This window comes from Nocardioides sp. PD653-B2, from assembly GCF_002117935.1.
GTDB lineage: Bacteria > Actinomycetota > Actinomycetes > Propionibacteriales > Nocardioidaceae > Nocardioides.
This window is the reverse complement of sequence record NZ_BDJE01000028.1, coordinates 42,839-64,928: the sequence shown is the minus strand read 5'-3', so window position 1 is coordinate 64,928 and position 22,090 is coordinate 42,839. Positions and strand designations below refer to the sequence as shown.

At 73.0% G+C, this 22,090-nt stretch carries 21 protein-coding genes; 9 read left to right on the top strand and 12 right to left on the bottom strand.

What is annotated here, in order from left to right; translation table 11 throughout:
- Positions 1-28: 28 nt before the first annotated feature.
- Both PD653B2_RS12760 and PD653B2_RS12755 read right to left on the bottom strand, forming a co-directional pair.
- Positions 29-1,663 carry a solute symporter family protein gene (locus PD653B2_RS12760; protein WP_085872766.1) on the bottom strand — a complete coding sequence of 545 codons (1,635 nt, stop codon included), beginning with the start codon at positions 1,661-1,663 and terminating at the stop codon, positions 29-31.
- A 1-nt stretch (position 1,664) separates the two neighbouring features.
- On the bottom strand, positions 1,665-2,039 hold the full coding sequence (locus PD653B2_RS12755) for a DUF485 domain-containing protein (RefSeq protein ID WP_242665265.1): 375 nt from the start codon (positions 2,037-2,039) through the stop codon (positions 1,665-1,667).
- A gap of 268 nt (positions 2,040-2,307) precedes the next feature.
- On the opposite strand from PD653B2_RS12755, the gene PD653B2_RS12750 reads away from it, so the two are divergent.
- Genes PD653B2_RS12750 through PD653B2_RS12720 form a run of 7 tightly spaced genes read left to right on the top strand, consistent with a single transcriptional unit; the run spans position 2,308 to position 11,892 of the window.
- Complete coding sequence (locus PD653B2_RS12750) at positions 2,308-3,804, top strand: MFS transporter (protein WP_085872765.1); 1,497 nt, start codon at positions 2,308-2,310, stop codon at positions 3,802-3,804.
- Complete coding sequence (locus PD653B2_RS12745; RefSeq protein WP_085872764.1) at positions 3,804-5,945, top strand: molybdopterin oxidoreductase family protein; 2,142 nt, start codon at positions 3,804-3,806, stop codon at positions 5,943-5,945. The genes PD653B2_RS12750 and PD653B2_RS12745 overlap by 1 nt, the downstream gene beginning before the upstream one ends.
- Entirely contained in the window at positions 5,942-7,297 is a 1,356-nt protein-coding gene (locus PD653B2_RS12740) for an FAD-dependent oxidoreductase (protein ID WP_085872763.1), read from the top strand. Before PD653B2_RS12745 ends, PD653B2_RS12740 begins: the two co-directional genes overlap by 4 nt.
- Positions 7,294-9,813, top strand: a complete 2,520-nt coding sequence (gene nirB, locus PD653B2_RS12735; protein WP_085872762.1) for a nitrite reductase large subunit NirB — start codon at positions 7,294-7,296, stop codon at positions 9,811-9,813. Before PD653B2_RS12740 ends, nirB begins: the two co-directional genes overlap by 4 nt.
- On the top strand, positions 9,810-10,151 hold the full coding sequence (gene nirD, locus PD653B2_RS12730) for a nitrite reductase small subunit NirD (RefSeq protein WP_085872761.1): 342 nt from the start codon (positions 9,810-9,812) through the stop codon (positions 10,149-10,151). Before nirB ends, nirD begins: the two co-directional genes overlap by 4 nt.
- Entirely contained in the window at positions 10,148-11,263 is a 1,116-nt protein-coding gene (locus PD653B2_RS12725; protein ID WP_085872760.1) for a uroporphyrinogen-III synthase, read from the top strand. The genes nirD and PD653B2_RS12725 overlap by 4 nt, the downstream gene beginning before the upstream one ends.
- Positions 11,260-11,892 (top strand): sirohydrochlorin chelatase, encoded by a 633-nt coding sequence (locus PD653B2_RS12720; protein ID WP_085872759.1) that lies wholly within the window; start codon positions 11,260-11,262, stop codon positions 11,890-11,892. Before PD653B2_RS12725 ends, PD653B2_RS12720 begins: the two co-directional genes overlap by 4 nt.
- A gap of 88 nt (positions 11,893-11,980) precedes the next feature.
- Here PD653B2_RS12720 and PD653B2_RS12715 read toward each other — a convergent pair whose 3' ends face one another.
- The 6 genes from PD653B2_RS12715 to PD653B2_RS12690 form a co-directional block, all read right to left on the bottom strand.
- The gene (locus PD653B2_RS12715; RefSeq protein WP_085872758.1) at positions 11,981-12,628 is read right to left on the bottom strand and encodes a histidine phosphatase family protein; all 648 of its coding nucleotides are present in this window, start codon (positions 12,626-12,628) and stop codon (positions 11,981-11,983) included.
- Between the two features lie 107 nt (positions 12,629-12,735).
- Positions 12,736-14,250: a cation acetate symporter gene (locus tag PD653B2_RS12710; protein WP_085872757.1), complete on the bottom strand. Its 1,515-nt coding sequence runs from the start codon at positions 14,248-14,250 to the stop codon at positions 12,736-12,738.
- On the bottom strand, positions 14,247-14,621 hold the full coding sequence (locus tag PD653B2_RS12705) for a hypothetical protein (RefSeq protein ID WP_085872756.1): 375 nt from the start codon (positions 14,619-14,621) through the stop codon (positions 14,247-14,249). Before PD653B2_RS12705 ends, PD653B2_RS12710 begins: the two co-directional genes overlap by 4 nt.
- Positions 14,618-15,358 (bottom strand): LytR/AlgR family response regulator transcription factor, encoded by a 741-nt coding sequence (locus tag PD653B2_RS12700; protein WP_085872755.1) that lies wholly within the window; start codon positions 15,356-15,358, stop codon positions 14,618-14,620. Before PD653B2_RS12700 ends, PD653B2_RS12705 begins: the two co-directional genes overlap by 4 nt.
- Complete coding sequence (locus PD653B2_RS12695; protein WP_085872754.1) at positions 15,355-16,470, bottom strand: sensor histidine kinase; 1,116 nt, start codon at positions 16,468-16,470, stop codon at positions 15,355-15,357. The genes PD653B2_RS12700 and PD653B2_RS12695 overlap by 4 nt, the downstream gene beginning before the upstream one ends.
- A gap of 4 nt (positions 16,471-16,474) precedes the next feature.
- Positions 16,475-17,314 carry a class I SAM-dependent methyltransferase gene (locus PD653B2_RS12690; protein WP_085872845.1) on the bottom strand — a complete coding sequence of 280 codons (840 nt, stop codon included), beginning with the start codon at positions 17,312-17,314 and terminating at the stop codon, positions 16,475-16,477.
- Between the two features lie 35 nt (positions 17,315-17,349).
- On the opposite strand from PD653B2_RS12690, the gene PD653B2_RS12685 reads away from it, so the two are divergent.
- A complete protein-coding gene (locus tag PD653B2_RS12685; protein WP_085872753.1) occupies positions 17,350-18,075 on the top strand; it encodes an oxidoreductase in 726 nt (241 codons plus the stop codon).
- Between the two features lie 249 nt (positions 18,076-18,324).
- Here PD653B2_RS12685 and PD653B2_RS24950 read toward each other — a convergent pair whose 3' ends face one another.
- From PD653B2_RS24950 to PD653B2_RS12670, 3 genes are read right to left on the bottom strand one after another with little or no spacing between them, the layout of a single operon-like run.
- Positions 18,325-18,684 (bottom strand): hypothetical protein, encoded by a 360-nt coding sequence (locus PD653B2_RS24950; protein WP_085872752.1) that lies wholly within the window; start codon positions 18,682-18,684, stop codon positions 18,325-18,327.
- A gap of 19 nt (positions 18,685-18,703) precedes the next feature.
- Complete coding sequence (locus tag PD653B2_RS12675) at positions 18,704-20,065, bottom strand: hypothetical protein (protein WP_085872751.1); 1,362 nt, start codon at positions 20,063-20,065, stop codon at positions 18,704-18,706.
- A gap of 52 nt (positions 20,066-20,117) precedes the next feature.
- Positions 20,118-20,621: a hypothetical protein gene (locus PD653B2_RS12670; RefSeq protein ID WP_085872750.1), complete on the bottom strand. Its 504-nt coding sequence runs from the start codon at positions 20,619-20,621 to the stop codon at positions 20,118-20,120.
- A gap of 123 nt (positions 20,622-20,744) precedes the next feature.
- Here PD653B2_RS12670 and PD653B2_RS12665 point away from each other — a divergent pair, with 123 nt between their 5' ends.
- Positions 20,745-21,269, top strand: coding sequence for a hypothetical protein (locus PD653B2_RS12665; protein WP_085872749.1), 525 nt, complete (start codon positions 20,745-20,747; stop codon positions 21,267-21,269).
- A 9-nt stretch (positions 21,270-21,278) separates the two neighbouring features.
- Here PD653B2_RS12665 and PD653B2_RS12660 read toward each other — a convergent pair whose 3' ends face one another.
- Entirely contained in the window at positions 21,279-22,079 is an 801-nt protein-coding gene (locus tag PD653B2_RS12660) for an HAD family hydrolase (protein ID WP_085872748.1), read from the bottom strand.
- Positions 22,080-22,090 lie beyond the last annotated feature (11 nt).

Sequence of the window (22,090 nt, the reverse complement as noted above, 5' to 3'; positions counted from 1 at the left end):
GCCCGGCACGCCGTACCTGGGTCACTCGCTAATGGATCACGGCCTTCTCCGAGCCGGCGCCGCTGAGGGCGCGCACCTCGAGCTCGGTGTAGCGCTCCTCGGCCTCCGGTTCCTCGGAGGTCACCGACCCGAGCCAGCCCAGGAAGAAGCCGAGCGGGATCGAGACGATGCCGGGGTTCTCCAGCGGGAACCACGAGATGTCGATGCTGGTGGGCAACAGCGACAGGTTCTTGCCGGAGACCGGGTCGATGCCCTTGCCGGACATGATCGGCGAGAAGACCACCAGGCCCACCGACGAGATCAGGCCGCCGTAGATGCTCCAGACGGCGCCCCGGGTGTTGAAGCCCTTCCAGAACATGTTGTAGACGATCGCCGGCAGGTTGGCCGACGCGGCGACCGCGAAGGCCAGGGCCACCAGGAACGCGACGTTCAGCCGCTGCGCCGGGATCGCGAGCAGGATGGCCACCAGGCCGATGGCGAGGGCGGCCCACCGGGCGACCTTCATCTCATCGCGCTCGGACGCCTGCCCACGGCGGATGACGCCGTTGTAGATGTCGTGCGCGACGCTGACCGACGAGGTCAGGGTGAGGCCGGCGACCACCGCCAGGATGGTGGCGAAGGCGACGGCGGAGATCAGGGCCAGCAGGACGGCTCCTCCCGTCGACCCGTCCCCGCCGCCGACGGCTTGTGCCAGCAGGGGTGAGGCGAGGTTGCCGCCGGAGGCCACGACCTTGGCGTAGTCACCCTTGTTCAGCAGGGCCGCGGCACCGAAGCCGAGCACCAGCGTGAACAGGTAGAAGACGCCGATCAGGCCGATCGCCCACAGCACCGACTTCCGGGCGTCCCGCGAGGTCGGCACGGTGTAGAAGCGGATCAGGATGTGCGGCAGGCCCGCCGTGCCCAGCACCAGTGCGAGGCCGAGCGACAGGAAGTCGATCTTGCTGGTCTCGGAGACGCCGTACTTCAGCCCCGGCTCGAGGAACCCCTGGCCCTTGCCGCTGTTGGACGCGGCGGTGCCGAGCAGGTCGGAGAGGTTGAAACCGAACTTCGCGAGGACGAGGACGACGATCAGCGCGGAGCCGGCCATCAGCAGCACGGCCTTGACGATCTGCACCCAGGTCGTGCCCTTCATCCCGCCGACCGTGACGTAGAAGATCATCAGTGCGCCGACCGCGAAGATCGTGACGTTCTTCGCGGTGTCGCTGTTGACGTCGAGCAGCAGCGCCACGAGCGCGCCGGCGCCGACCATCTGCGCGAGCAGGTAGAAGATCGACACGACCACCGTCGAGGTCGCCGCCGCCGTACGGACCGGGCGCTGGCGCATCCGGAACGCCAGCTGGTCGGCCATCGTGTAGCGACCGGAGTTGCGCAGCATCTCGGCCACCAGCAGGAGCGCCACGAGCCAGGCCACGAGGAAGCCGATGGAGTAGAGGAAGCCGTCGTACCCGCTCAGCGCGATGGCGCCGGAGATGCCGAGGAACGAGGCAGCCGACATGTAGTCGCCGCCGATCGCGAGACCGTTTTGCAGTCCGGAGAAGCCGCGTCCGCCGGCGTAGAAGTCGGCCGCGCCCTGCGTCTGCCGGCTCGCCCAGAAGGTGATGCCGACCGTGATCGCCACGACCGTCAGGAACAGGATGGTGGTGAGTGCCTGGTCGCCGTCCATGTCAGCGCCTCCCCTCGAGCTCGGTGATGTACTGCTCGTCGAGCTTGCGGGCCAACGGGTCCAGCCGGTTGGTGGAGTAGCTGCTGTAGACCCAGGCGAGCAGGAACGTCGTCACGAACTGGAGCAGCCCGAAGACCAGCGCGACGTTGATGTTGCCGACCAGCTGGTGGCTCATGAAGTCGTGGGCCCAGTTGCTCATCACGACGTAGAGCAGGTACCAGGACAGGAAGGCGATCGTGGCGGGGAACACGAAAGCCCGGTAGGCGCGACGGAGCTCGACGAACTCCGGCTCCTCGTGCAGCGTGTCGTAGATCGGATCGTGCCGGTCGGCCCGCTCGTGCGGCACCTCCGGCGGCTCGTTCTGGACGTCGGTCACAGGCGCACCCCTCTCGGTGTGTGATCGCCGTCACGGTAGGACCGGTGGCCGTACGTCGGTGAGGGGTCCGCACGGGGTGCGCGCCGAGCGGGTCGCAGCGGTCGGTGAGCGGTGCGTTTCGCACGACGAGCGGTCGTCCGTCGTACGCCGTGAGCGCGGCGGCGTGTGAGGCCGTGAGGACAAGTTGACGTCTCGGCCACGGCGTCCTGAGCCGCGCGAAACGTCGGCTGCCGAGCCTGGGAGCACCCGACACCCCTGGAGCCTCCCGATGACCCTCACCACGAACCCGCCCGCAGCGGCGACCGACGTACCCGCCCGGCGCAGCCGCCACTGGATCGACGACTGGCGACCCGAGGACCCCGAGTTCTGGGAGAACGGCGGCCGCCAGGTCGCCCGCCGCAACCTGGTCTGGTCGATCTTCGCCGAGCACCTCGGCTTCTCGGTGTGGCTGATCTGGAGCGTCAGCTCGGCGTTCCTGCTGCAGATGGGCTTCGCGTTCACGCCCCAGCAGCTCTTCCTCCTGGTCGCGCTGCCCAACCTGGTCGGGTCGCTGCTGCGTCTGCCGTACACGTTCGCCGTCCCGAAGTTCGGCGGCCGCAACTGGACGATGGTCAGCGCCGCGCTGCTGCTGGTCCCGACGCTGCTCTTCGCCTTCTTCGTGCAGCGCCCGGACACGCCGTTCTGGGTGTTCTGCGTGATCGCCGCGACGGCCGGCTTCGGGGGCGGCAACTTCGCCAGCTCGATGGCGAACATCAACTTCTTCTACCCCGCCGCCAAGAAGGGCGCCGCGCTCGGCCTGAACGCCGCGGGCGGCAACGCCGGTGTCGCGATCATCCAGCTGCTGCTGCCGGTGATCATCGGCGGCGCCGGCATCTTCGGGCTGGTCAAGGCCGGCGAGGCGGGCATCCACCTGCAGACGGCGGGCTACGTGTACGCCGGGCTCGCGGTGGCCGCGACGCTCGCGGCGTACCTCTTCATGGACAACCTCGGCACCGCGCACTCCAAGCCGCGCGAGCAGCTCCAGGTGGTGCGCAAGCCGCACACCTGGATCATGGCGATGCTCTACATCGGCACCTTCGGCTCGTTCATCGGCTACTCGGCCGCGATGCCGCTGCTGATCAAGCTCAACTTCTGGGTGCCCGACCCGGCGCCGCTCGGCACCGGCATCTTCTTCGCCTACTACGCCTTCCTCGGCGCCGGCATCGGCTCGCTGACCCGGCCGTTCGGGGGCTGGCTCGCCGACAAGTACGGCGGGGCGCGGGTCACGCTCGGCGCGTTCAGCGCGATGGTCGTCTTCACCCTGGCGGTGCTGTGGACGCTGACCCAGCTGACACCCAACCCGGCCGCCGACCCGGCGATCGCCGGCGACAACCGGTCGTGGTTCCCCTGGTTCCTGGGCTTCTTCCTCTGCGTCTTCGCCGCCACCGGCATCGGCAACGGCTCGACGTACAAGATGATCCCGGCGATCTGGCGCCGCGAGGCCGAGGACGCGACCGCGGCCGGGACCCCGGAGCGGACGTCGGCCATCGCCGCCGCGACCAAGCAGGCGTCGGCGGCCCTGGGCGTCATCGGCGCGGTCGGTGCGATCGGCGGCTTCCTCATCCCGATCGCGTTCAGCTCGCCGTGGGTCGACGACCCGATGTCGTCGACCAAGGGCGCGTTCTTGGTGTTCACGGCCTACTACGTGCTCTGCGCGCTGGTCACCTGGGCGGTCTACCTCCGGAAGTCGGAGAAGACGGCCCGCCTCGCGGTTGCCGGAGTCTGATGACCACCACCCACTGTCCCTACTGCTCGCTCCAGTGCGGCATGACGCTGGAGCTGAAGGGACGCGCGCTGGAGGTCCAGCCCTGGCCGGAGTTCCCCGTCAACGAGGGAGCGCTGTGCCGCAAGGGCTGGACCGCCACCGGGCTGCGCGGCCACCGCGAGCGGCTGACCACGCCGCTGGTGCGCGACCGGGCGACCGGCGAGCTGCGCGCGGCGGGCTGGGACGAGGCACTCGACCTGGTCGCCGGTCGCCTGCGCGAGCTGAGGGACGGGCACGGCCCGGACACGGTCGCGGTCTTCGGCGGCGGCGGGCTGACCAACGAGAAGGCCTACCAGCTCGGCAAGCTCGCCCGGGTGGCGATCGGGACCAGCCAGATCGACTACAACGGCCGCTGGTGCATGTCGTCGGCGGCGTCGGCGGCCAACCGGGCGTTCGGGATCGACCGGGGGCTGCCCTTCCCGCTGGCCGACGTCGAGCACACCGACGTGCTCGTGCTGGTCGGGTCCAACCTCGCCGAGACCATGCCGCCGGCGGCCCGCCACCTCGACCGGCTGCGGGAGAGCGGCGGCCGCGTCGTCGTGATCGATCCCCGTCGGACGCCGACCGCCGACCGTGCCGACCTGTTCCTCCAGCCCGTGCCCGGCACCGACCTCGCGCTCGCGCTCGGGCTGCTGCACCTGCTCGACGCGGCCGGCGCCGTCGACGAGGAGTACGTCGCCGCGCGCACCACCGGCTTCGACGACGTACGGCGCGCGGTCGCCGCCTGGTGGCCGGAGCGGGTCGAGCGGGTGACCGGTGTCGCAACAGCGCAATTGCGCCGGTTGTGCACGCTCCTGGCCGGGGCCGGGCGGGTGACGGTGCTGACCGCGCGTGGCGCCGAGCAGCACGCGCAGGGCACCGACACGGTGCTCGCCTGGATCGACGTCGCGCTCGCGCTGGGCATGCCCGGCAGGGAGTTCGCCGGCTACGGCTGCCTCACCGGTCAGGGCAACGGCCAGGGCGGCCGGGAGCACGGGCAGAAGGCCGACCAGCTGCCGGGCTACCGGATGATCGACGACCCGGCTGCGCGCGAGCACGTCGCCCGGGTCTGGGGCGTCGACCCCGACGCGCTGCCGGGCGCCGGGCGCTCGGCGTACGAGCTCCTCGACGCGCTCGGCACCGACGACGGCTCCCGGGCGCTGCTGGTCTTCGGCAGCAACATCGTCGTGTCCGCCCCGAACGCCACCCAGGTGACCGCCAGGCTCGCGGCCCTCGACCTGCTCGTGGTCGCCGACATCGTGATGAGCGAGACCGCGGCGATGGCCGACGTGGTGCTGCCGGTCACCCAGTGGGCCGAGGAGACCGGCACCATGACCAACCTCGAGGGCCGGGTGATCCTGCGCGAGCGCGCGGTCGCACCGCCCGACGGGGTGCGCTCCGACCTCGACGTGATGGCCGGGCTGGCCGAGCGGCTGGGCTCGCCGGTGCCGTTCGAGACCGACCCCGAGGCGGTCTTCGCCGAGCTCGGCCGGGCGTCGGCCGGCGGCCGCGCCGACTACGCCGGCATCACCTACGAACGGATCCGCGACGAGCACGGCGTCTTCTGGCCCTGTCCGTCGGCCGACCACGCCGGCACACCGCGGATGTTCGCCGACGCGTTCGCGACGCCTGATGGCCGGGCCCGATTCGTCGCCGTCGACCACCGCGGACCGGCCGAGGTCCCGGACGCGACGTACCCCCTCCACCTGACGACCGGGCGGGTGCTCGCGCAGTACCAGTCCGGCGCGCAGACCCGTCGGGTGCGCGACCTGCCCGACGACGGTCCGTTCGTCGAGATGCACCCGATGCTGGCCACCCGGATCGGCGCGTACGACGGCGAGCCGGTCGTCGTCACCACCCGCCGCGGCGAGCTCAAGGCGCCGGCCCGCATCGTCTCGACCATCCGGCCCGACACGGTCTTCGTGCCGTTCCACTGGGTGGGAGCCAACCGGCTCACCAACGACGCGCTCGACCCGGCCAGCCGGATGCCGGAGTTCAAGGCGTGTGCGTGTGCGGTGGGTCTCGACACGCCGTCGCTCGTCCCTCGCGACGGCTGCTCGACCAACGAAACCCCCGTTGGTCGAGTAGCGAGCGCCAGCGAGCGTATCGAGACCCCGGCATGAGTGAGCGCATCGTCGTCGTCGGTGCCGGGATGGCCGCGACCCGGCTGGCGCAGGACCTCCCCGGTGTCACGGTGCTCGGCGACGAGCCGCACCCGCCGTACAACCGGATCCTGCTGTCGGCCGTGCTCGAGGGCACCCACAGCCCGGACGCGGTGACGATGCGGATGCCCGGGCACGTCGACCTCCGGCTCGGCACCCGCGTCGTCGAGATCCACCGCGCCGAGCAGGAGGTCGAGCTGGCCGACCGGCGCCGGGTCGCCTACGACCGGCTGGTGCTCGCGACCGGGAGCATCCCGACGCTGCCGCCGATCCGCGGCCTGGTCCGGCTGGACGGCCGCCTCCACGAGAAGGTGCACGCCTTCCGCTCCCTCGCGGACTGCGAGCGCCTGTCGACCGCAGTGCCCCACGCCCGCACGGCAGTCGTGGTGGGCGGCGGGCTGCTCGGGCTCCAGGTCGCCCGGGCGCTCGCCGTCCGCGGCCTGGCCACCGAGGTCGTCGAGGGCGGTGACCACCTGCTCCGCAGCCAGGTCGACGCCCCGGCCGGCGCGATCCTGGCCCGCGACCTGGCGAAGCTCGGCACCACCGTCTACACCGGCGCCCGCGCCGTCCGCCTCACCGACGCCGGGCTCACCCTCGACAACGGCTACACCCTCGACACCGACCTCGTCGTGCTCACCGCGGGCGGCCGACCGTCGACCGCCCTGGCCCGCCGGGCCGGGCTGGACGTCCGCCGCGGCATCGTCGTCGACGGGCAGCTGCGCACCAGCGACGAGCGCATCCACGCGATCGGTGACTGCGCCCAGTTCGGCGACCAGGTGACCGGCTTCGTCCCGCCCGCGTGGGAGCAGGCGGGCCTGCTGGCCCGGCACCTCGCCGGCGAGGACGTCACGTACGAGGGCGCGCGGACCGTCGCCCGGCTGCGTGCCACCGGCCTCGACGTCGCCGTGCTCGGCGACCCCGAGCGCACCGACGGCGACGTGGTCGCCATCTCGAACCCGGTCGTCGGGTCGCACCGCAAGCTCGTCGTCCGCGACGGGGTGATCGTCGGCGCCACCCTCGTCGGCGAACTGTCCCGCATCGGCCTCATCACCCAGCACTACGACCGCGGCACCGTCCTCGGCCCGCGCGAGCCCGGCGACCTCCTGATGGGGGAGCGGCCGGCCACGCCGGTCGCCCTCCCCGACGACGCCGAGGTCTGCGCCTGCGCCGGCGTCAGCGCCGGGCGGATCCGGGCCTGCCACTCGCTCGACGACGTCCGTGAAACCACCCGCGCCACCACCGGCTGCGGCGGGTGCGCCCCCGCCGTCCGCCAGCTCCTCGCCACCCGCACCCTGGAGGGAACACCATCATGAGCCCGCATCTCCGCAAGACCCTGGTCGTCGCCGGTCACGGCATGGTCGGCCACCGTTTCGTGCAGGCGGCCGTCGAGCGCGGCCTGACCGAGACCTACGACCTCGTGGTCGTCGGCGACGAGCCGCGCGTGGCCTACGACCGGGTGGCGCTCACCTCGTTCTTCGAGGTCGGCGCCGACGAGCTGTCGTTCCTCCCGACGGGCGCGTACGACGACCCGCGGGTGCGGCTGGTGACCGGCACCGAGGTCGAGGGCTTCGACACCGAGACCCGGACGGTGCTGCTGTCCGGTGGCGAGGTGATCGGGTACGACGAGCTCGTGCTGGCGACGGGCGCCGCGCCGTTCGTGCCGCCGATCCCGGGCCACGACCTCGACGGCTGCTTCGTCTACCGGACCATCGAGGACCTGGAGGCGATCCGCGACGCAGCGCAGACCGCCACCGTCGGCGCCGTCATCGGCGGTGGCCTGCTCGGGCTCGAGGCCGCCAACGCGCTGGCCCAGCTCGGCCTCGAGACCCACGTCGTCGAGATGGCCCCACGGCTGATGGCGGTGCAGGTCGACGACGCCGGTGGCGCGACGCTGGCCCGGCACATCGAGCAGCTCGGGCTCACCGTCCACACCGGCGCCGCCACCGAGCGCGTGCTGGGAGAGGAGCGGGTCACCGGGCTCGCGCTGAAGGACGGTGACCTCGTCAGCGCCGACATCGTGGTCTTCTCCGCCGGCATCCGGCCGTGCGACAGTCTCGCCCGCGACGCCGGACTCGACCTGGCGGAGCGCGGCGGCGTGCTGGTCGACGAGCGCTGCCGCACCTCCGACGAGCACGTCTGGGCGATCGGCGAGTGCGCCGCGCCCGGGGGCCGGATGTACGGGCTGGTGGCGCCCGGCTACGCGATGGCCGAGGTCGTCGTCGATGCGCTGCTCGGCGGCCCGGGCAGCTTCACCGGCGCCGACATGTCCACCAAGCTCAAGCTGATGGGCGTCGACGTGGCGTCGTTCGGCGACGCCTTCGCCGCCACCGAGGGGGCCCTGGAGCTGGTGTTCTCCGACGCCGTCGCCGGCGTCTACAAGAAGCTCGTCGTCAGCGCGGACGGCAAGCAGCTGCTCGGCGGCATCCTGGTCGGCGACGCCTCGGCGTACGGCGTGCTGCGGCCGATGGTCGCGAGCGGCATCGAGCTGCCCGACAACCCCGAGGAGCTGATCCTGCCCGCCGGTCGCGGAAGCGGCGACGAGATCGGGCTGCCCGCGGAGGCGGTCGTCTGCTCCTGCAACAACGTCACCAAGGCCGAGATCGTGACCGCGGCCGCCGACGGCACCACCACCCGGGCCGGCACGACCTGCGGCTCCTGCAAGGCGCAGACGAAGAAGATCATCGAGGACTACTTCGTCTCCCAGGGCAAGGTCGTCGACACGAGCCTGTGCGAGCACTTCGCGCTCACCCGGCAGGAGCTCTTCGACGTCGTCGCCGTGCACGGCTACACGCGCTTCGACGACATCGTCGAGGCGCACGGCACCGGCCGCGGCTGCGACGTCTGCAAACCCGTGATCGCCTCGATCCTCGCGACCCAGCTCAACGGGCACGTCCTCGCGGGCGACCAGCGCACCCTCCAGGACACCAACGACGCCTACCTCGCCAACATCCAGCGCAACGGCACCTACTCGGTGATGCCGCGGATCGCCGGCGGCGAGATCACCCCCGAGAAGCTGATCGTGATCGGCGAGGTCGCCCAGGAGTTCGACCTCTACACGAAGATCACCGGGGGCCAGCGCATCGACCTGCTCGGCGCCCGGATGGAGCAGCTGCCCGCCATCTGGCGGCGGCTGGTCGACGCGGGCTTCGAGTCCGGGCACGCGTACGGCAAGTCGTTGCGCACGGTGAAGTCGTGCGTGGGCTCGACCTGGTGCCGGTACGGCGTGCAGGACTCCACCGGGCTGGCGATCGAGCTGGAGCACCGCTACCGGGGGCTGCGCTCGCCGCACAAGATCAAGGCCGGCGTGAGCGGCTGCGCCCGCGAGTGCGCGGAGGCCCGGTCCAAGGACTTCGGCGTGATCGCCACCGAGAAGGGCTGGAACCTCTACGTCGCCGGCAACGGCGGCTCCTCCCCGGTGCACGCGCGGCTGCTCGCCGGCGACCTCGACCGGGAGACGCTGATCCGCTACATCGACCGGTTCCTCATGTACTACGTGCGCACCGCCGACCGCCTCCAGCGGACCGCGCCGTGGGTCGACAGCCTCGACGGCGGGCTCGACCGGGTCCGCGAGGTCGTGGTCGACGACGCCCTCGGGCTCGGCTCGGAGCTCGAGGCGGCGATGGCCAAGCACGTCGACACCTACTTCGACGAGTGGAAGGCCACGCTCGACGACCCGGAGAAGCTGGCCCGCTTCGTGTCGTTCGTGAACGCGCCGGACACCCCGGACCCGAACATCACGTTCACCACCGAGCGCGGGCAGGTGCAGCCCGCCGACTCCGAGGGCCCGGTGTCGCTCGGGTCGACGATCCCGGTGGGTGCGCCCCGATGACGTGGGGAGTGCCCGTCTGCCGGCTGGACCAGATCGACGTCGAGGGCGGGGTGGTCGCCCTGGTCGATGGCGCCGCGGTCGCAATCTTCCGGACACACGACGGCAACGTCTACGCGATGTCCAACTACGACCCTTGTTCCAGCGCATCGGTGCTGGCGCGCGGGATCGTGGGCACGAGAGGGGACATCCCGTTCGTCGCGTCGCCGATGCACAAGCAGGCCTTCGACCTGCGCACCGGACAGTGCCTCGACGACGCGGCGGTCCGGGTCCCGACGTACGACGTGCGGGTCACCGACGGCGTGGTGCGCGTGGGTGGTCCCCGACAGGAGAGTCCGTGACCGACAGCCCGCTCGCCGGCTTCCGCATCGGGGTCACGGCCGCCCGCAAGGTCGACGAGCAGGTCGCGCTCCTGGAGCGCCGCGGCGCCGCGGTGGAGTGGGCGCCCGCGCTGTCGCTGGACCCCAACCACGTCGACGACGACCAGCTGCGCGCGGCCACCGACGAGGTGCTCGCCTCGCCCGTCGACATGTTCCTGGCGACCACCGGCATCGGCATGAAGGCGTGGTTCGCGGCCGCCGAGCGCTGGGGCATCCTCGATGAGCTGCTCGCGGCGCTGGAGGGGTCGGAGATCCTCGCCCGCGGGCCCAAGAGCGTGGGAGCCCTGCGCCGCCAGGGTCTCCGCGAGCTCTGGGCGCCGGAGTCGGAGTGCTTCGAGGACGTGCTCGAGCACCTGCGCGGCCGGTCGCTCGAGGGCGTGCGGATCGTCGTCCAGGAGCACGGCCAGTCGCTGTCGATGGTCGCGCACGCCCTGCGCAGGCAGGGCGCCGACGTCACCACCGTGACGGTCTACCGGGTGGCGTCGGCCGACGACCCGGGGCCGATGTTCGCGATGGTCGACCTGATCGCGGAGCGGTCGCTGGATGCGGTCACCTTCACCTCCGCGCCCGCGGTCGCCGCGCTGATGGAGGCCGCCGGGTCGACCGGCCGCCGCGACGAGGTGATCTCGGCGTTCCAGGCCGACGTCGTCGCGGCCTGCGTCGGACCGGTCACGGCGGCGGCGTTCGAGATGTGGGGCGTGCCGACGATCTTCCCCGACCGCTCCCGGCTCGGCGCGATGGTCAAACAGCTCGAGACCGAGCTGCCGTCGCGGCGCTCGGGGCTCACCATCGAGCTCGTCGGCGGCCGCCAGCTGCTGTTGCACGGCGAGGACGTCCTCCTCGACGGGGCCGACGTCAGGCTCTCGCCCGCGCCGACCGCCGTGCTCAACGCGCTCGTGGCCAACCCCGGCAACGTCGTCTCCCGGCCGGCGCTGCTGGCGATGCTGCCGTCGGGGACGGCGGGCTCCGAGCATGCCGTCGAGATGGCGGTGGCCCGGCTGCGCGCGGCGCTCGGCACCCGGACCGTGCAGACCGTCGTCAAGCGCGGCTACCGGCTGGCGGTCGCGCCGTGACGCGACTGGTGACCGTGGCGCACGGGACGCGGACCGCTGCCGGCAACGCGGTCGCTGCGTCCCTCACCGCGGCGGCCGGTGCCCGGCTGGGTCTGCCGGCGGTCGCGTCGTACGTCGAGCTCTGCTCGCCGTCGTTCACCTCGGTGATGGAGTCGCCCGAGCCGTCGGTGGTCGTGCCGCTGCTGCTGTCGACCGGCCACCACGTCCGCGAGGACCTGGCCGGGGCTCGTGCCCTCGGACCCGACGCGCTGCTGGCGTCGGCGCAGGTCGCGCGCCTGCTGTCGGCCGGTGCCGCGCCCGGTCAACCGGTGGTGATGGTCGCCGCCGGCTCGCGGGACCCGCGGGCCACCCGGGACCTGATACTCGCCGCGGCGTACCTCTCGTCGGCCTGGGGCGGCCCGGTGCGGCTGGCCACGCTCGCCGGTCGGGGCCGGCGCCCCGCCGAGGTCGTCCGGCCCGGCGACGCGGTCTCGCCGTACCTGCTGGCGCCGGGCTTCTTCGCCACCCGGGCACGCGCCGGGTCCGCTGCGGCCGGGGTCGTCGCCGACGTGATCGGCCCGCACCCCGCCGTCGTCGATCTGATCGTCGCCCGCGCGTCCGAGCTGCTCGGCGCGCGCCGCTCGGCCTGACCGCCCGCTGTAACGCGGTGTCAGACCCTCTATGAACCCGTTAGAACGGGTCACCAGAGGTCACAACCCCGCGTTACAGCGGCGGCGGTCAGACGGGGTCGGGGTCGCCGGTCACGTCGTGCGAGGTGTCGCCGGCGAGGTGGGCGCCGCCGAGCGGCTGGAGCGACCAGCTCGCGACGGTCCATCCCGCCGGGGATCCCTCGAGCACCACCGCGCCGGTGTTGAGCAGCCGGTGGTCGGCGTGGCCGCCGTGCCGGGCGGCGACGGTGCGGATCGCGGCGCCGTGGCTGAACGCCACCACCGTGGCGTCGGCGGGGTGGGCGCCGGCGATCGTGGCGAGGGCTGCGTCGTACCGATCGAAGAAGCTGTGGCCGTCGGGCCCGCCCGGCATCTCGACCGCCAGGTCGCCGTCGATCCAGGCGGCGACCGTGTCGGCGTACGCCGCCACCGCATCGTCGTCGGCGCGCATCTCGAGGTCACCGGCGGAGATCTCCTCGAGCCCGTCCAGGACGACGACCTCGAGGCCGCGGGCGGCCGCGAGCGGGGCCGCGGTGAGCTGGGTGCGGGTCAGGACGGAGGCGTAGACGCCGGCCACGTCCTCGTCGGCGAGCGCGTCCGGGAGCGCGTCGGCCTGCCGGTGTCCGAGCGCCGTCAGGGGGGCGCCGGGCACCGCGGTGTCCAGCTCGCCGGCGACGTTGGAAGGGGTCTGTCCGTGGCGGACGAGGATGAGGCGCACGCGGCGATGCTACGGAGGTCCGGCGTCGCGGTTGTCACGCGGGGTTAGGTCCACTAGGAACCCGTTAGAACGGGGTCACCAGAGGTCATAACCCCGCGTTACAACGGTCAGCCGCGGTCGAGGTCGAGGGTCTCGGGCGTGTGCAGGCGGACCAGGAACCGGCCGGTGTGGGCGGGGATCCGGGCGGCGGTGAGCAGCGAGACGACGACCATCGTGACGAGGGCGAGGGGGACGGTCCAGGCGGCGGGCTGGCCCATCAGCGTGTCCGCCCAGCCCTCGGGGTCCGACACCGCCAGCGTCCACGCGATCGCGACACCGGAGCCGAGACCGCCGGCGACCAGCCCCGCGATCGCGCCGACCGAGGTGAGCCGCCGCCACCAGATGCCGAGCAGCAGCAACGGGCAGAACGTCGACGCGGCCATCGCGAACGCCAGGCCGACGGCCCGCGCGACGCCGAGGTTCGGGGCCGCCAGCGCGACGATGCACGGCACCGTCACGGCGACCACCGCGCCGAGACGGAACGCCGCCACCCCGCCGAGCCGGTGACCGCCCCACATCCGGCCGGTGACGTCCTGGCTGAGCACGCCGGCCACCGCGATCGAGAGCCCGGACGACGTCGAGAGGAACGCCGCGAACGCGCCGGCCGTCACCAGTCCGGTCAGCAGCTCGCCGGCCGGCCCGTCGAGCATGATCCGCGGCAGCTCGAGCACCAGCGCGTCCGATCGCCCGGCCGTCGCGAGCTCGGGGGCATAGATCCGGCCGAGCGCGCCGTACACCGGCGGCAGCAGGTAGAAGACGCCGAGCAGCGCCAGCACCACCAGGGTCGTACGGCGGGCCGCGCGGCCGTCGGGGTTCGTGTAGAACCGCACCACGACGTGGGGCAGGCCCATGGTGCCGAGGAAGGTCGCGATGATCAGCGAGTAGGTGACGTAGAGCCCCTGACCGCCGCCGGCCGCCAGCGGCACCGACCAGGTGCCGCCGCCGGCCGTCGGCGCCGAGTCACCCGCCCAGACCGCGAGCAGCACCGTCACCGGGATGAGGAGCGCGGTGAGCTTGAGCCAGTACTGGAAGGCCTGCACGAAGGTGATGCTGCGCATCCCGCCCGACGTGACGTTGGCGAGCACGACCATCCCGACGATGATCGGGCCGAGCCAGGTCGGCGCCCCGACGGTCGAGCTCAGCGTGATGCCGGCGCCCTGGAACTGCGGCAGGAGGTAGAGCCAGCCGACCGCGACCACCAGCACCGAGCAGACCGACCGGACCCCCCGCGACCCCAGTCGCGCCTCGGCGAAGTCGGGCAGCGTGTAGGCGCCGGACCGGCGCAGCGGCGCGGCGACCAGGACCAGCAGCACCAGGTAGCCGGCGGTCCAGCCGACCGGGTACCAGAGCATGTCGGCACCGAATGTCAGCACCAGCCCGGCGACGCCGAGGAACGACGCGGCCGAGAGGTACTCGCCGCCGATGGCGCTCGCGTTGAGCCGCGGCCGGACCGTGCGCGAGGCGACGAAGAAGTCGCTCGTGGTCCGCGAGAAGCGCAGCCCCCACGTGCCGATCACCAGCGTCGCGACCGTGACCAGCGTGACCGCCACGATGCCGGGTGCGGCGTCGAGGCCGGGGTTCACTTCTCCACCTCCGAGACCAGCTCGGTGAAGTCGTCCTCGTTGCGCTCGGCCCGGCGCACGTAGGCCCAGCCGAGCGCCAGCAGCCACGGGTAGACCGCGACGCCGAGCAGCAGCCAGCCGAGCGGCAGCCCGAGGACGCCGACGCCCGAGAGCCCGGGCACCAGGTGGAAGAGCAGCGGCAGCACCCCGACGGTCAGGGCGAGCACGGTCAGGACGCCGAGCGCGAGCCGCAGCTGCTCACGGAGCAGCGAGCCCATGTACATGTCGCCCAGCCGCGTCTCCGCGTCGATGTCGGTGGTGCGCCCGCCCGGCGTACGACGCCGTGGCGGGCCGGTGACCCGGACCCGCTCGGGAGGGTCGGCCTGGCTCACGGTCGGGCGGTCCGGTTCTGGAGCAGCAGCTCGCGCAGCTCGCGGGTGTGCCGGCGGCTGACGCCGAGCTCGACCGACGGGTCGCCGACGACGACCGTGCAGCGGCCCCCGTCCATCCGCACCTCGCGGACGTGCGCCAGCGAGACCAGCAGCGAGCGGTGGATCCGCACGAAGCCGGCGCCGCCCCACTCCTCCTCGAGGGTCGCCAGCGGCGTGCGCACCAGGTGGGAGTCGTCGGCGGTGTGCAGCCGCGCGTAGTCGCCCTGCGCCTCGACATGGCTGATCGCGGAGCGTCGGACGAACCGGGTCACCCCACCGCGCTCGACCGCGACCTGCGGGTCGTCGCCCGGGATCGCCCGGTCGCCGACCCCTTCGACGACACTGACGACGCGTCGGACCGCCTCGGCCAGCCGGTCGGCCCGCACCGGCTTGAGCACGTAGTCGACGGCGCGGACGTCGAACGCCTCGACGGCGTGCCCCTCGTGGGCGGTGACGAACACGATCGCCGGCGGCACCCGGAAGCGGCTCAGCACCTGGGCCAGCTCGAGCCCGGTCAGCCCCGGCATCTGGATGTCGAGGAAGACCACGTCGACGTCCGACTCCTGCAGGATCCGCAGACCGTCGGTGGCCGAGTCGCTGGTGAGCACCTCGCCGATCCGCTCGTCGCGCGCGAGCAGGTAGGCGAGCTCGTCGAGGGCCGGGCGCTCGTCGTCGACGACCAGCGCGCGCAGGCTCATGCGTGCACCCCGGGCGCGAACTTCGGGACCCGGACGACGACCTTGGTGCCCGCCCCCTGGGCGGTCTCGACGACGAGCCCGAAGTCGTCGCCGAAGGCGTTGCGCAGCCGCGAGTCCACGTTGCCGAGGCCGATCGAGTCGAGGGCCGCGTCGCCGGCGAGCGCGCGCCGGACGATGTCGGGGTCCTCGCCCACGCCGTCGTCCTCCACCTCGATCACGCACTCCTGACCCTGGTCACGGGCCACGATCCGGATGTGGCCGCCGCCCTCCGCCGCCTCGAGACCGTGCCGGACGGCGTTCTCGACCAGCGGCTGGATGCAGAGGAAGGGTACGGCGACCGGCAGCACCTCCGGCGCGATCCGCAGCGTCACCCGGAGCCGGTCGCCGAAGCGGGCCTGCTCGAGCAGCAGGTAGCGCTCCACCGACCGGAGCTCCTCGGCCAGCGTCGTGTACTCGCCGTGCCGGCGGAACGAGTAGCGGGTGAAGTCGGCGAACTCGAGCAGCAGCTCGCGGGCCCGGTCGGGGTCGGTGCGCACGAAGCTCGCGATCGCGCCGAGCGAGTTGTAGATGAAGTGCGGGCTGATCTGGGCCCGCAGCGCGCGCACCTCGGCCTCCATCAGCCGGGTGCGGGACGCGTCGAGCTCGGCCAGGTCGAGCTGCGCCGAGACCCAGGTGGACACCTCGTCGGCCGCCCGGGCCAGGCCGGCGGTCGGGTGCGCGGCGAAGACCTGGAGGGTGCCGACGACCCGCTCCTCGACGACCAGCGGGCTGACGATCGCCGTCCGGATCAGGCAGCCGGGCACGTCGCACGGCAGGTCACCGCGGTCGAACATCCGGGTGCTCCCGCGCTCGACCGTCGCGACCGCCAGGCCGGGGCACTGGTCGGCGTGGTGCTGGCCGCCGCCGTGCCACGCGAGTGTCTCCGCGGTGTCGGTCAGGGCGAGGGCCGGGCTCCCGAGCAGCGCGTGGAGGTGCCGGATGCTGCGCTCGGCGCTGTCGCGGGTCAGCCCCTCGCGCAGCGCGGGCGAGGCCAGTGAGGCGCTGTGCAGCGTCCGGAACGTCGCCCGGTCGGCCTCCGTCCCGAGATGACGGCGACGCCAGGGACGGCTCATCGGGTCAGCGGAAGTCGATCAGCAGCATGTCGGCGTCGGCACCGTCGGAGACCGGAGCCGTCGCCCCGTCCGCAGCCTCCGAGGGTTCCCTGTCGGCCGACGCCCGCTCGGCCTCCGGCGGGTCGACCACGACCGCGCGGAAGCAGCGCGCCTCGTACGGCAGCTGCATGCCGTCCATGCCGCGGCCGTAGTCGTCGTAGAACGCGAGCACCTCGGCCAGCTTCGCGGCCCGGCCCTCCTCGTCGAGCACCGCGACGTTGGAGCGCGAGAGCACCAGGTCGCGGATCGACTCGCGGTCGACGACCTGCCAGTGCCGGAAGACGCGGTCCTCGACGAACCCGAAACGCGTCGACGTGACGAGCGCCTCCGCCGGCTCGCGGAGCTGCTCCTGGGTGCCGATGATCGCACCGAGCTTGCGCACCCACGGGATGCGCTCGTCGCGCTGGTTCCACACGAGCGCCAGCCGGCCGCCGGGCTTGAGCACCCGCGCGATCTCGGGCAGCGCCCGGTCGGGGTCGAACCAGTGGAACGCCTGTGCCGAGACCACCACGTCGTACGACGCGTCGGGTGCGGGGATCTCCTCGGCCGACGCCTGGGACGTGCGTACGTCGGGCAGCCGCTGCTCGAGGAGGGCGAGCATCTGCTCGTCGGGCTCGGTGGCGTGCACGTCGTGGCCGAGGTCGACCAGCGCCTCGGTGAGCTTGCCGGTGCCGGCCCCGAGCTCGAGCGCGGCGACCGGCTGGTCGCCGACCAGCCAGGCCGCGGCCTCCCGGGGGTAGCTCGGCCGGCCACGGTCGTAGGCGTCGGCGACTGCGCCGAAGGAGCGCGCGTGCTGGTCACTCATCGAGGCCACGCTACCTGCTCGCTAGCCTTCGGTCGGTGAGCACCGATCCCCTGGCCCGGCTGTCGTCCCTCGAGGGCGTGCCGTCGGCGTACGCCGCCGCCCGCGACGGGATCGACGTGATGCTGCGCGACCGCGGCCTGCGCCGTACCTCCCCCGAGACGACCGCCGAGAGCCTGCTCCGGGGCGCCCACGCCAGCGCGGTGCTGGAGGGGTCGGCGTCGTCGCTGGCCGAGATCCGGGAGGGCGCGGCGGACGAGGTCGCCGGCGACGCCGTCCGGCTGTCGGCCGAGCTGCTCTCGCTGGCCCCGGCGCTGACCCGCTCACCCCTGCAGGCGCTGGCCCGGATCCACGCCCTGGCCGCCGGCTCGCAGCCCGCCGACCGGCGCGGCCGGCCACGCGACGCCGCCGCGGCCGAGCGGCTGCGCGCCGTCGGCGACCTGCTCACCGCCACCACCACCGCGCCCGCGCTGCTGCTGGCCGCCGTGGTGCACGCCGAGCTCGCGACCGCGGCGCCGTTCGGCTCCCACAACGGCATCGTCGCCCGCGCCACCGAGCGGCTGGTGCTGGTGGCGCGCGGCGTCGACGAGAAGTCGCTGGTCGTGCCCGAGGCCGGGCACCTGGCGCTGCGCGCGGCGTACGAGTCGAACCTGCGCGGCTACCGCGACGGCGGGCCGGCGGGCGTGCAGGCGTGGCTGCTGTACGGCGCGGAGGCCTTCGCCGCCGGGGCCGAGGCGAGCCCGCTGCGGCGGGCGGCCGACTGAGAATGCGAACGGCACCCGGTGGTCTCGATGTGATTGGTCCGGGTGCCGCCGCTGACACGTGAGGCCGATGGCTACCAGGCGTGCAACATCTAACTACTGCCTCGGGGAGTTCCCGGTGGCAAGCGCCCTCAACGAAGGGTAGATCGCCGCGTGGGTACCAGGCTCACGTGCTGCTGTTCAGTTCTTCCCTGCCTGTCTACGCCTGTTCGACCCGACGTTCAAGGCTTGACTTCCCGGGTGAAGGCGAGATCAGGCGTAGCGGCGTCGCAGGTCGGTCCCGGTGGGCCGTTGGGGGAGCCCGAAGGCGTCCGGCTCGACGGCGTGCCCGTCGGCGGTGCGGCCGCTGAGGTAGACCACGACCCGGTCGGCGTCGTCGCCGAGCTGCTCGACCAGGGCGGCGTGCGCCGCGCGCAGCACGTCGTCGAAGGTCACCGCCGCGTCGAGGTCGACCACGCCGCTCAGCGCGCCGGCGGAGTACTGCAGGTGGTTGTAGCCGACCTGCTCGTCGACCACGCCCGGCACTCGCGCGATCGCGGCCGCGACCTGGGCCGCGACGGTCTCGGCGTCCGGCCGGCCGCGTCCGATGAGGCGTGCGAACAGCCCCGTCATGCGGTGGGCAACGGGCGGGTCACGGGCGGTCACCTCGGGTCACGGGGACGTCGACGGCGGTCGCGCTGCCCCCGGGCGTGACGAAGAACGGAGCCAGCGTGGCCTGGTAGTCACGGAGGATACGACCTTCGTCGGTGGCGGCGCCGAGCTCGTCGCGCACGGACTGGGAGTACTCGAGGTAGCTGTGGTTGATGTCGGGCCGCCAGACGGCGCCCGGGCTGTCGAGGGTCACGCCCGGCGCGGAGGCGGGGAACCGGCCGCTGGTGGTGACGCCGCCGAGGTCGAGACGGGGGACGACGTCCATCCCGTGCTGGACCTGGAGGACCTGGACCGACGGGTCGATCGCGATGTGGTCGATCGGGGCGCCGTACGTCAGGACGTGGGTGATGGTGAAGCGCTCCACGAGGCTGTGGTCGGACGCCAGGGTCGCGATGCCGATGCCGGCCTGGCTGTGGCCGACCAGCATCACCGGGGACCCGGGCGGGATGTGGGCCTGCTCCATCGCGCGGACCACGGACTGCGCCGCCGCGCTGGGGGTGCCTGCGACGAGCGCCAGGTTGGAGGTCAGGTCGTGGGGGTTGGCGCCGGCCGACGGGTTCCAGGTCTCGGTGCCGGGGACCGCGACGATGTACGACGGGGTGCCGGTGCCGTTGTCGACCTCGGTGATCCGGATGTCGCCGGTGCTGCCCGGGCCGCTGCCGACCTGGTAGGCGTCGGTCACGCCCTGCATCAGGGACGGCAGGTCGTGGGGCTGGGTGACCACCGGCTGGAACTGGGTCGCCCGGCTCGGGTCGGTGGGCGCGGCGACCGGGGTGCCGGCCAGGCCCTCGCCGTCCTCGAACCAGTGCGCGTCCTCGCCGGTGACGCCGTTGACGACCGCGCCGACGCCGGCGCCCACCGTCGAGATCGCGCTCGCGGCCAGGGCGGCGACGGACCAGTCCTGCTGGCCGGTGAGGACATCGAGGAGCAAGCCGTCGAAGTCGCGCCCGTTCCTGACGGTCGACACCAGCCCGTCGAGGAACGCGCCGACGTGGCGGTCGAGCCAGCCGATGATGCCGCCGCCGGTGGCCGGCGCGGCCGCCGCACCGGACGCGACGGCGCCGGCCCCGCTGCCCCGGTCGGAGGCGGTGTCCTGCTCGTCGGCCTCCTTCTGGAGCTGGACGGCGAGGATCGAGAGGTGCTGGGCGGTGACGTCGAGGGCGGGCCGCTCGACGTCCTGCCAGCCGGCCCGCACGCGGTCGGCGTCGGTGCCGGTCCAGTCGAAGGACATCAGGATCGCGTCGAGCCGCTGCGCGATCTCGATGATCTGGTCCGAGCCCTGGCGGAGCTGGTCGCCGGCCTGCTTGCCGGCGACCGTGTCCATGCCGTGCGTGATGCTCATCTGGGGTCCCCGCGGACTGGGGAGCGCAGCGAGCAACTTCGTGGGGGACAGGTCATGGCGTCTCGCTCCGGGCCCGGACGAGCACGTCGAGGGCGCCGGTGACGTCCCAGACGAGGAGCTCGGCGACGTCACCCGGGGTCGCCGACCGGATGTCGGTGGAGCCGTCGGGCCGGGGGGTCGCCGACCAGAGCTCGTCGTCGGTGGCGAACCAGGTGCGGAGCGCGACCCGGGGAGACTCCGTCTCGAGACCCTCGGGTGCGGCGACGGTGGCGATCGCGACCATCGCCCGGCACTCCTCCACCCAGTCCGGGCCGGGTCGGCGCGGCTCGACCGGGGTCAGCCGGCCGGCGGGGTCGGCGCGGAGCTGGCCGAGCGGCGGGAGCAGCTCGCGGACCGTGGGCCAGAGCCGCTCGGTGTCGAACGGCGTGGCCCGACCGGCCTCCAGCGCGACGCCGCGGGTGCCGGTGATCTGCAGATCGACCCGGCGGGTGGCGTCGTCGTACGTCGTGACGACCCGGACCGCGATGGTCGGAGGTGTGGTCGGAGTGGGGGCCATGTCAGGACGCTAGGTCGCGACGCCGGTATCCGGCAGATGGAAACTTCCGGGTTGACGCAACCGGAGCGGCCCGCTCGGCGTACTGCTCCTGTCACCCGGTCCGATCGGCCCCAGGAGATCCGCATGTCGCGCACCGTCCTGACCTCTCTCGCCGCAGCGGCCTGCCTCGTCGCGGCCGCCCCGCCCCCTGCCACGGCCACCGACGTCGTCTACGAGCAGCAGGAGGTGGCCGCCGCCGGGACCGGGGAGCGCCTCACGCTCGACGTCCCCGACAACTGGGAGCGGAGCCGCCTCAACCGGCACAGCGTCGGCTTCTTCGACTACACGGCGCCCGGCCGCTGGATCGTGGTCGACCTCGAGCCCCTGGTGGACACGGTCCGTGAGGCCCGTACCGAGCGGCGGGAGATGCGCGCGCTCGGGCCGCGCTACTACCGGGAGCACGAGTTCCGCGTGAGCGGGCCGGGTGCGGCGGTGCGGGTCCGCTGGGTCTACTCCTACCGCGACGCCCAGACGGACGACACGTGGTCGTGGACGAGCGTCTACCTCGTCGGGGACAACCGGCTCGTCGTCGACGGGCGGCGCTCGCAGCGCGCAGCGCTGGAGCCGATCAGCCGCCACGTGGTCGGCTCGGTGGAGAGCGCCGGCTGACTCGGGACGCTAGGCGCCGAGGCGGCGCCGGCGGGCGTTGGCCCACAGCACCCCGCCGACGGCCACCACGCCGCCGACCGCCAGCGCGGCCAGGGTCGGCCTGGCGGGCGGGAAGGTCACCCGCGACTGGAGCGCCACCGGTTTGGTGAACACCAGCACCGGCCAGCCCCGCGAGGCCGCCGCCTTGCGCAGCTCCTTGTCCGGGTTGACGGCGTAGGCGTGGCCCACCACCTCGAGCATCGGGACGTCGGTCACCGAGTCGCTGTAGGCGTAGCTGTTCTCCAGGTCGTAGCCCATCGTGTCGGCGAGCTCCTCGATCGCGCGCGCCTTCTCCTCGGCGTACGCGTAGTACTCGATGCCGCCGGTGTAGCAGCCGTCGGAGACCTCCATCCGGGTCGCGATCACCCGGTCGGCGCCGAGCATCTCGGCGATCGGCTCCACGACCTCGGTGCCGGACGCCGACACGATCACGACGTCGCGGCCGGCGAGCCGGTGCTCCTCGATCAGCGACACGGCCTCGTCGTAGACGAGGGGGTCGACGATGTTGTGCAGGGTGTCGGCGACGATCTCGCGGACCGTGGCGACGTCCCAGCCGGCGCAGAGCTGCGACATGAACTGCCGCATCTTCTCCATCTGGTCGTGGTCGGCGCCGCCGACGAGGTAGACGAACTGGGCGTACGCCGAGCGCAGCACCGCGCGCCGGGAGATCAGGCCGCCGGCCTGGAAGGGCTTGCTGAAGGCCAGCGTGCTCGACTTGGCGATGATCGTCTTGTCGAGATCGAAGAAGGCCGCGGTCGGGCGGGGCGCCATGCCTCAATCGT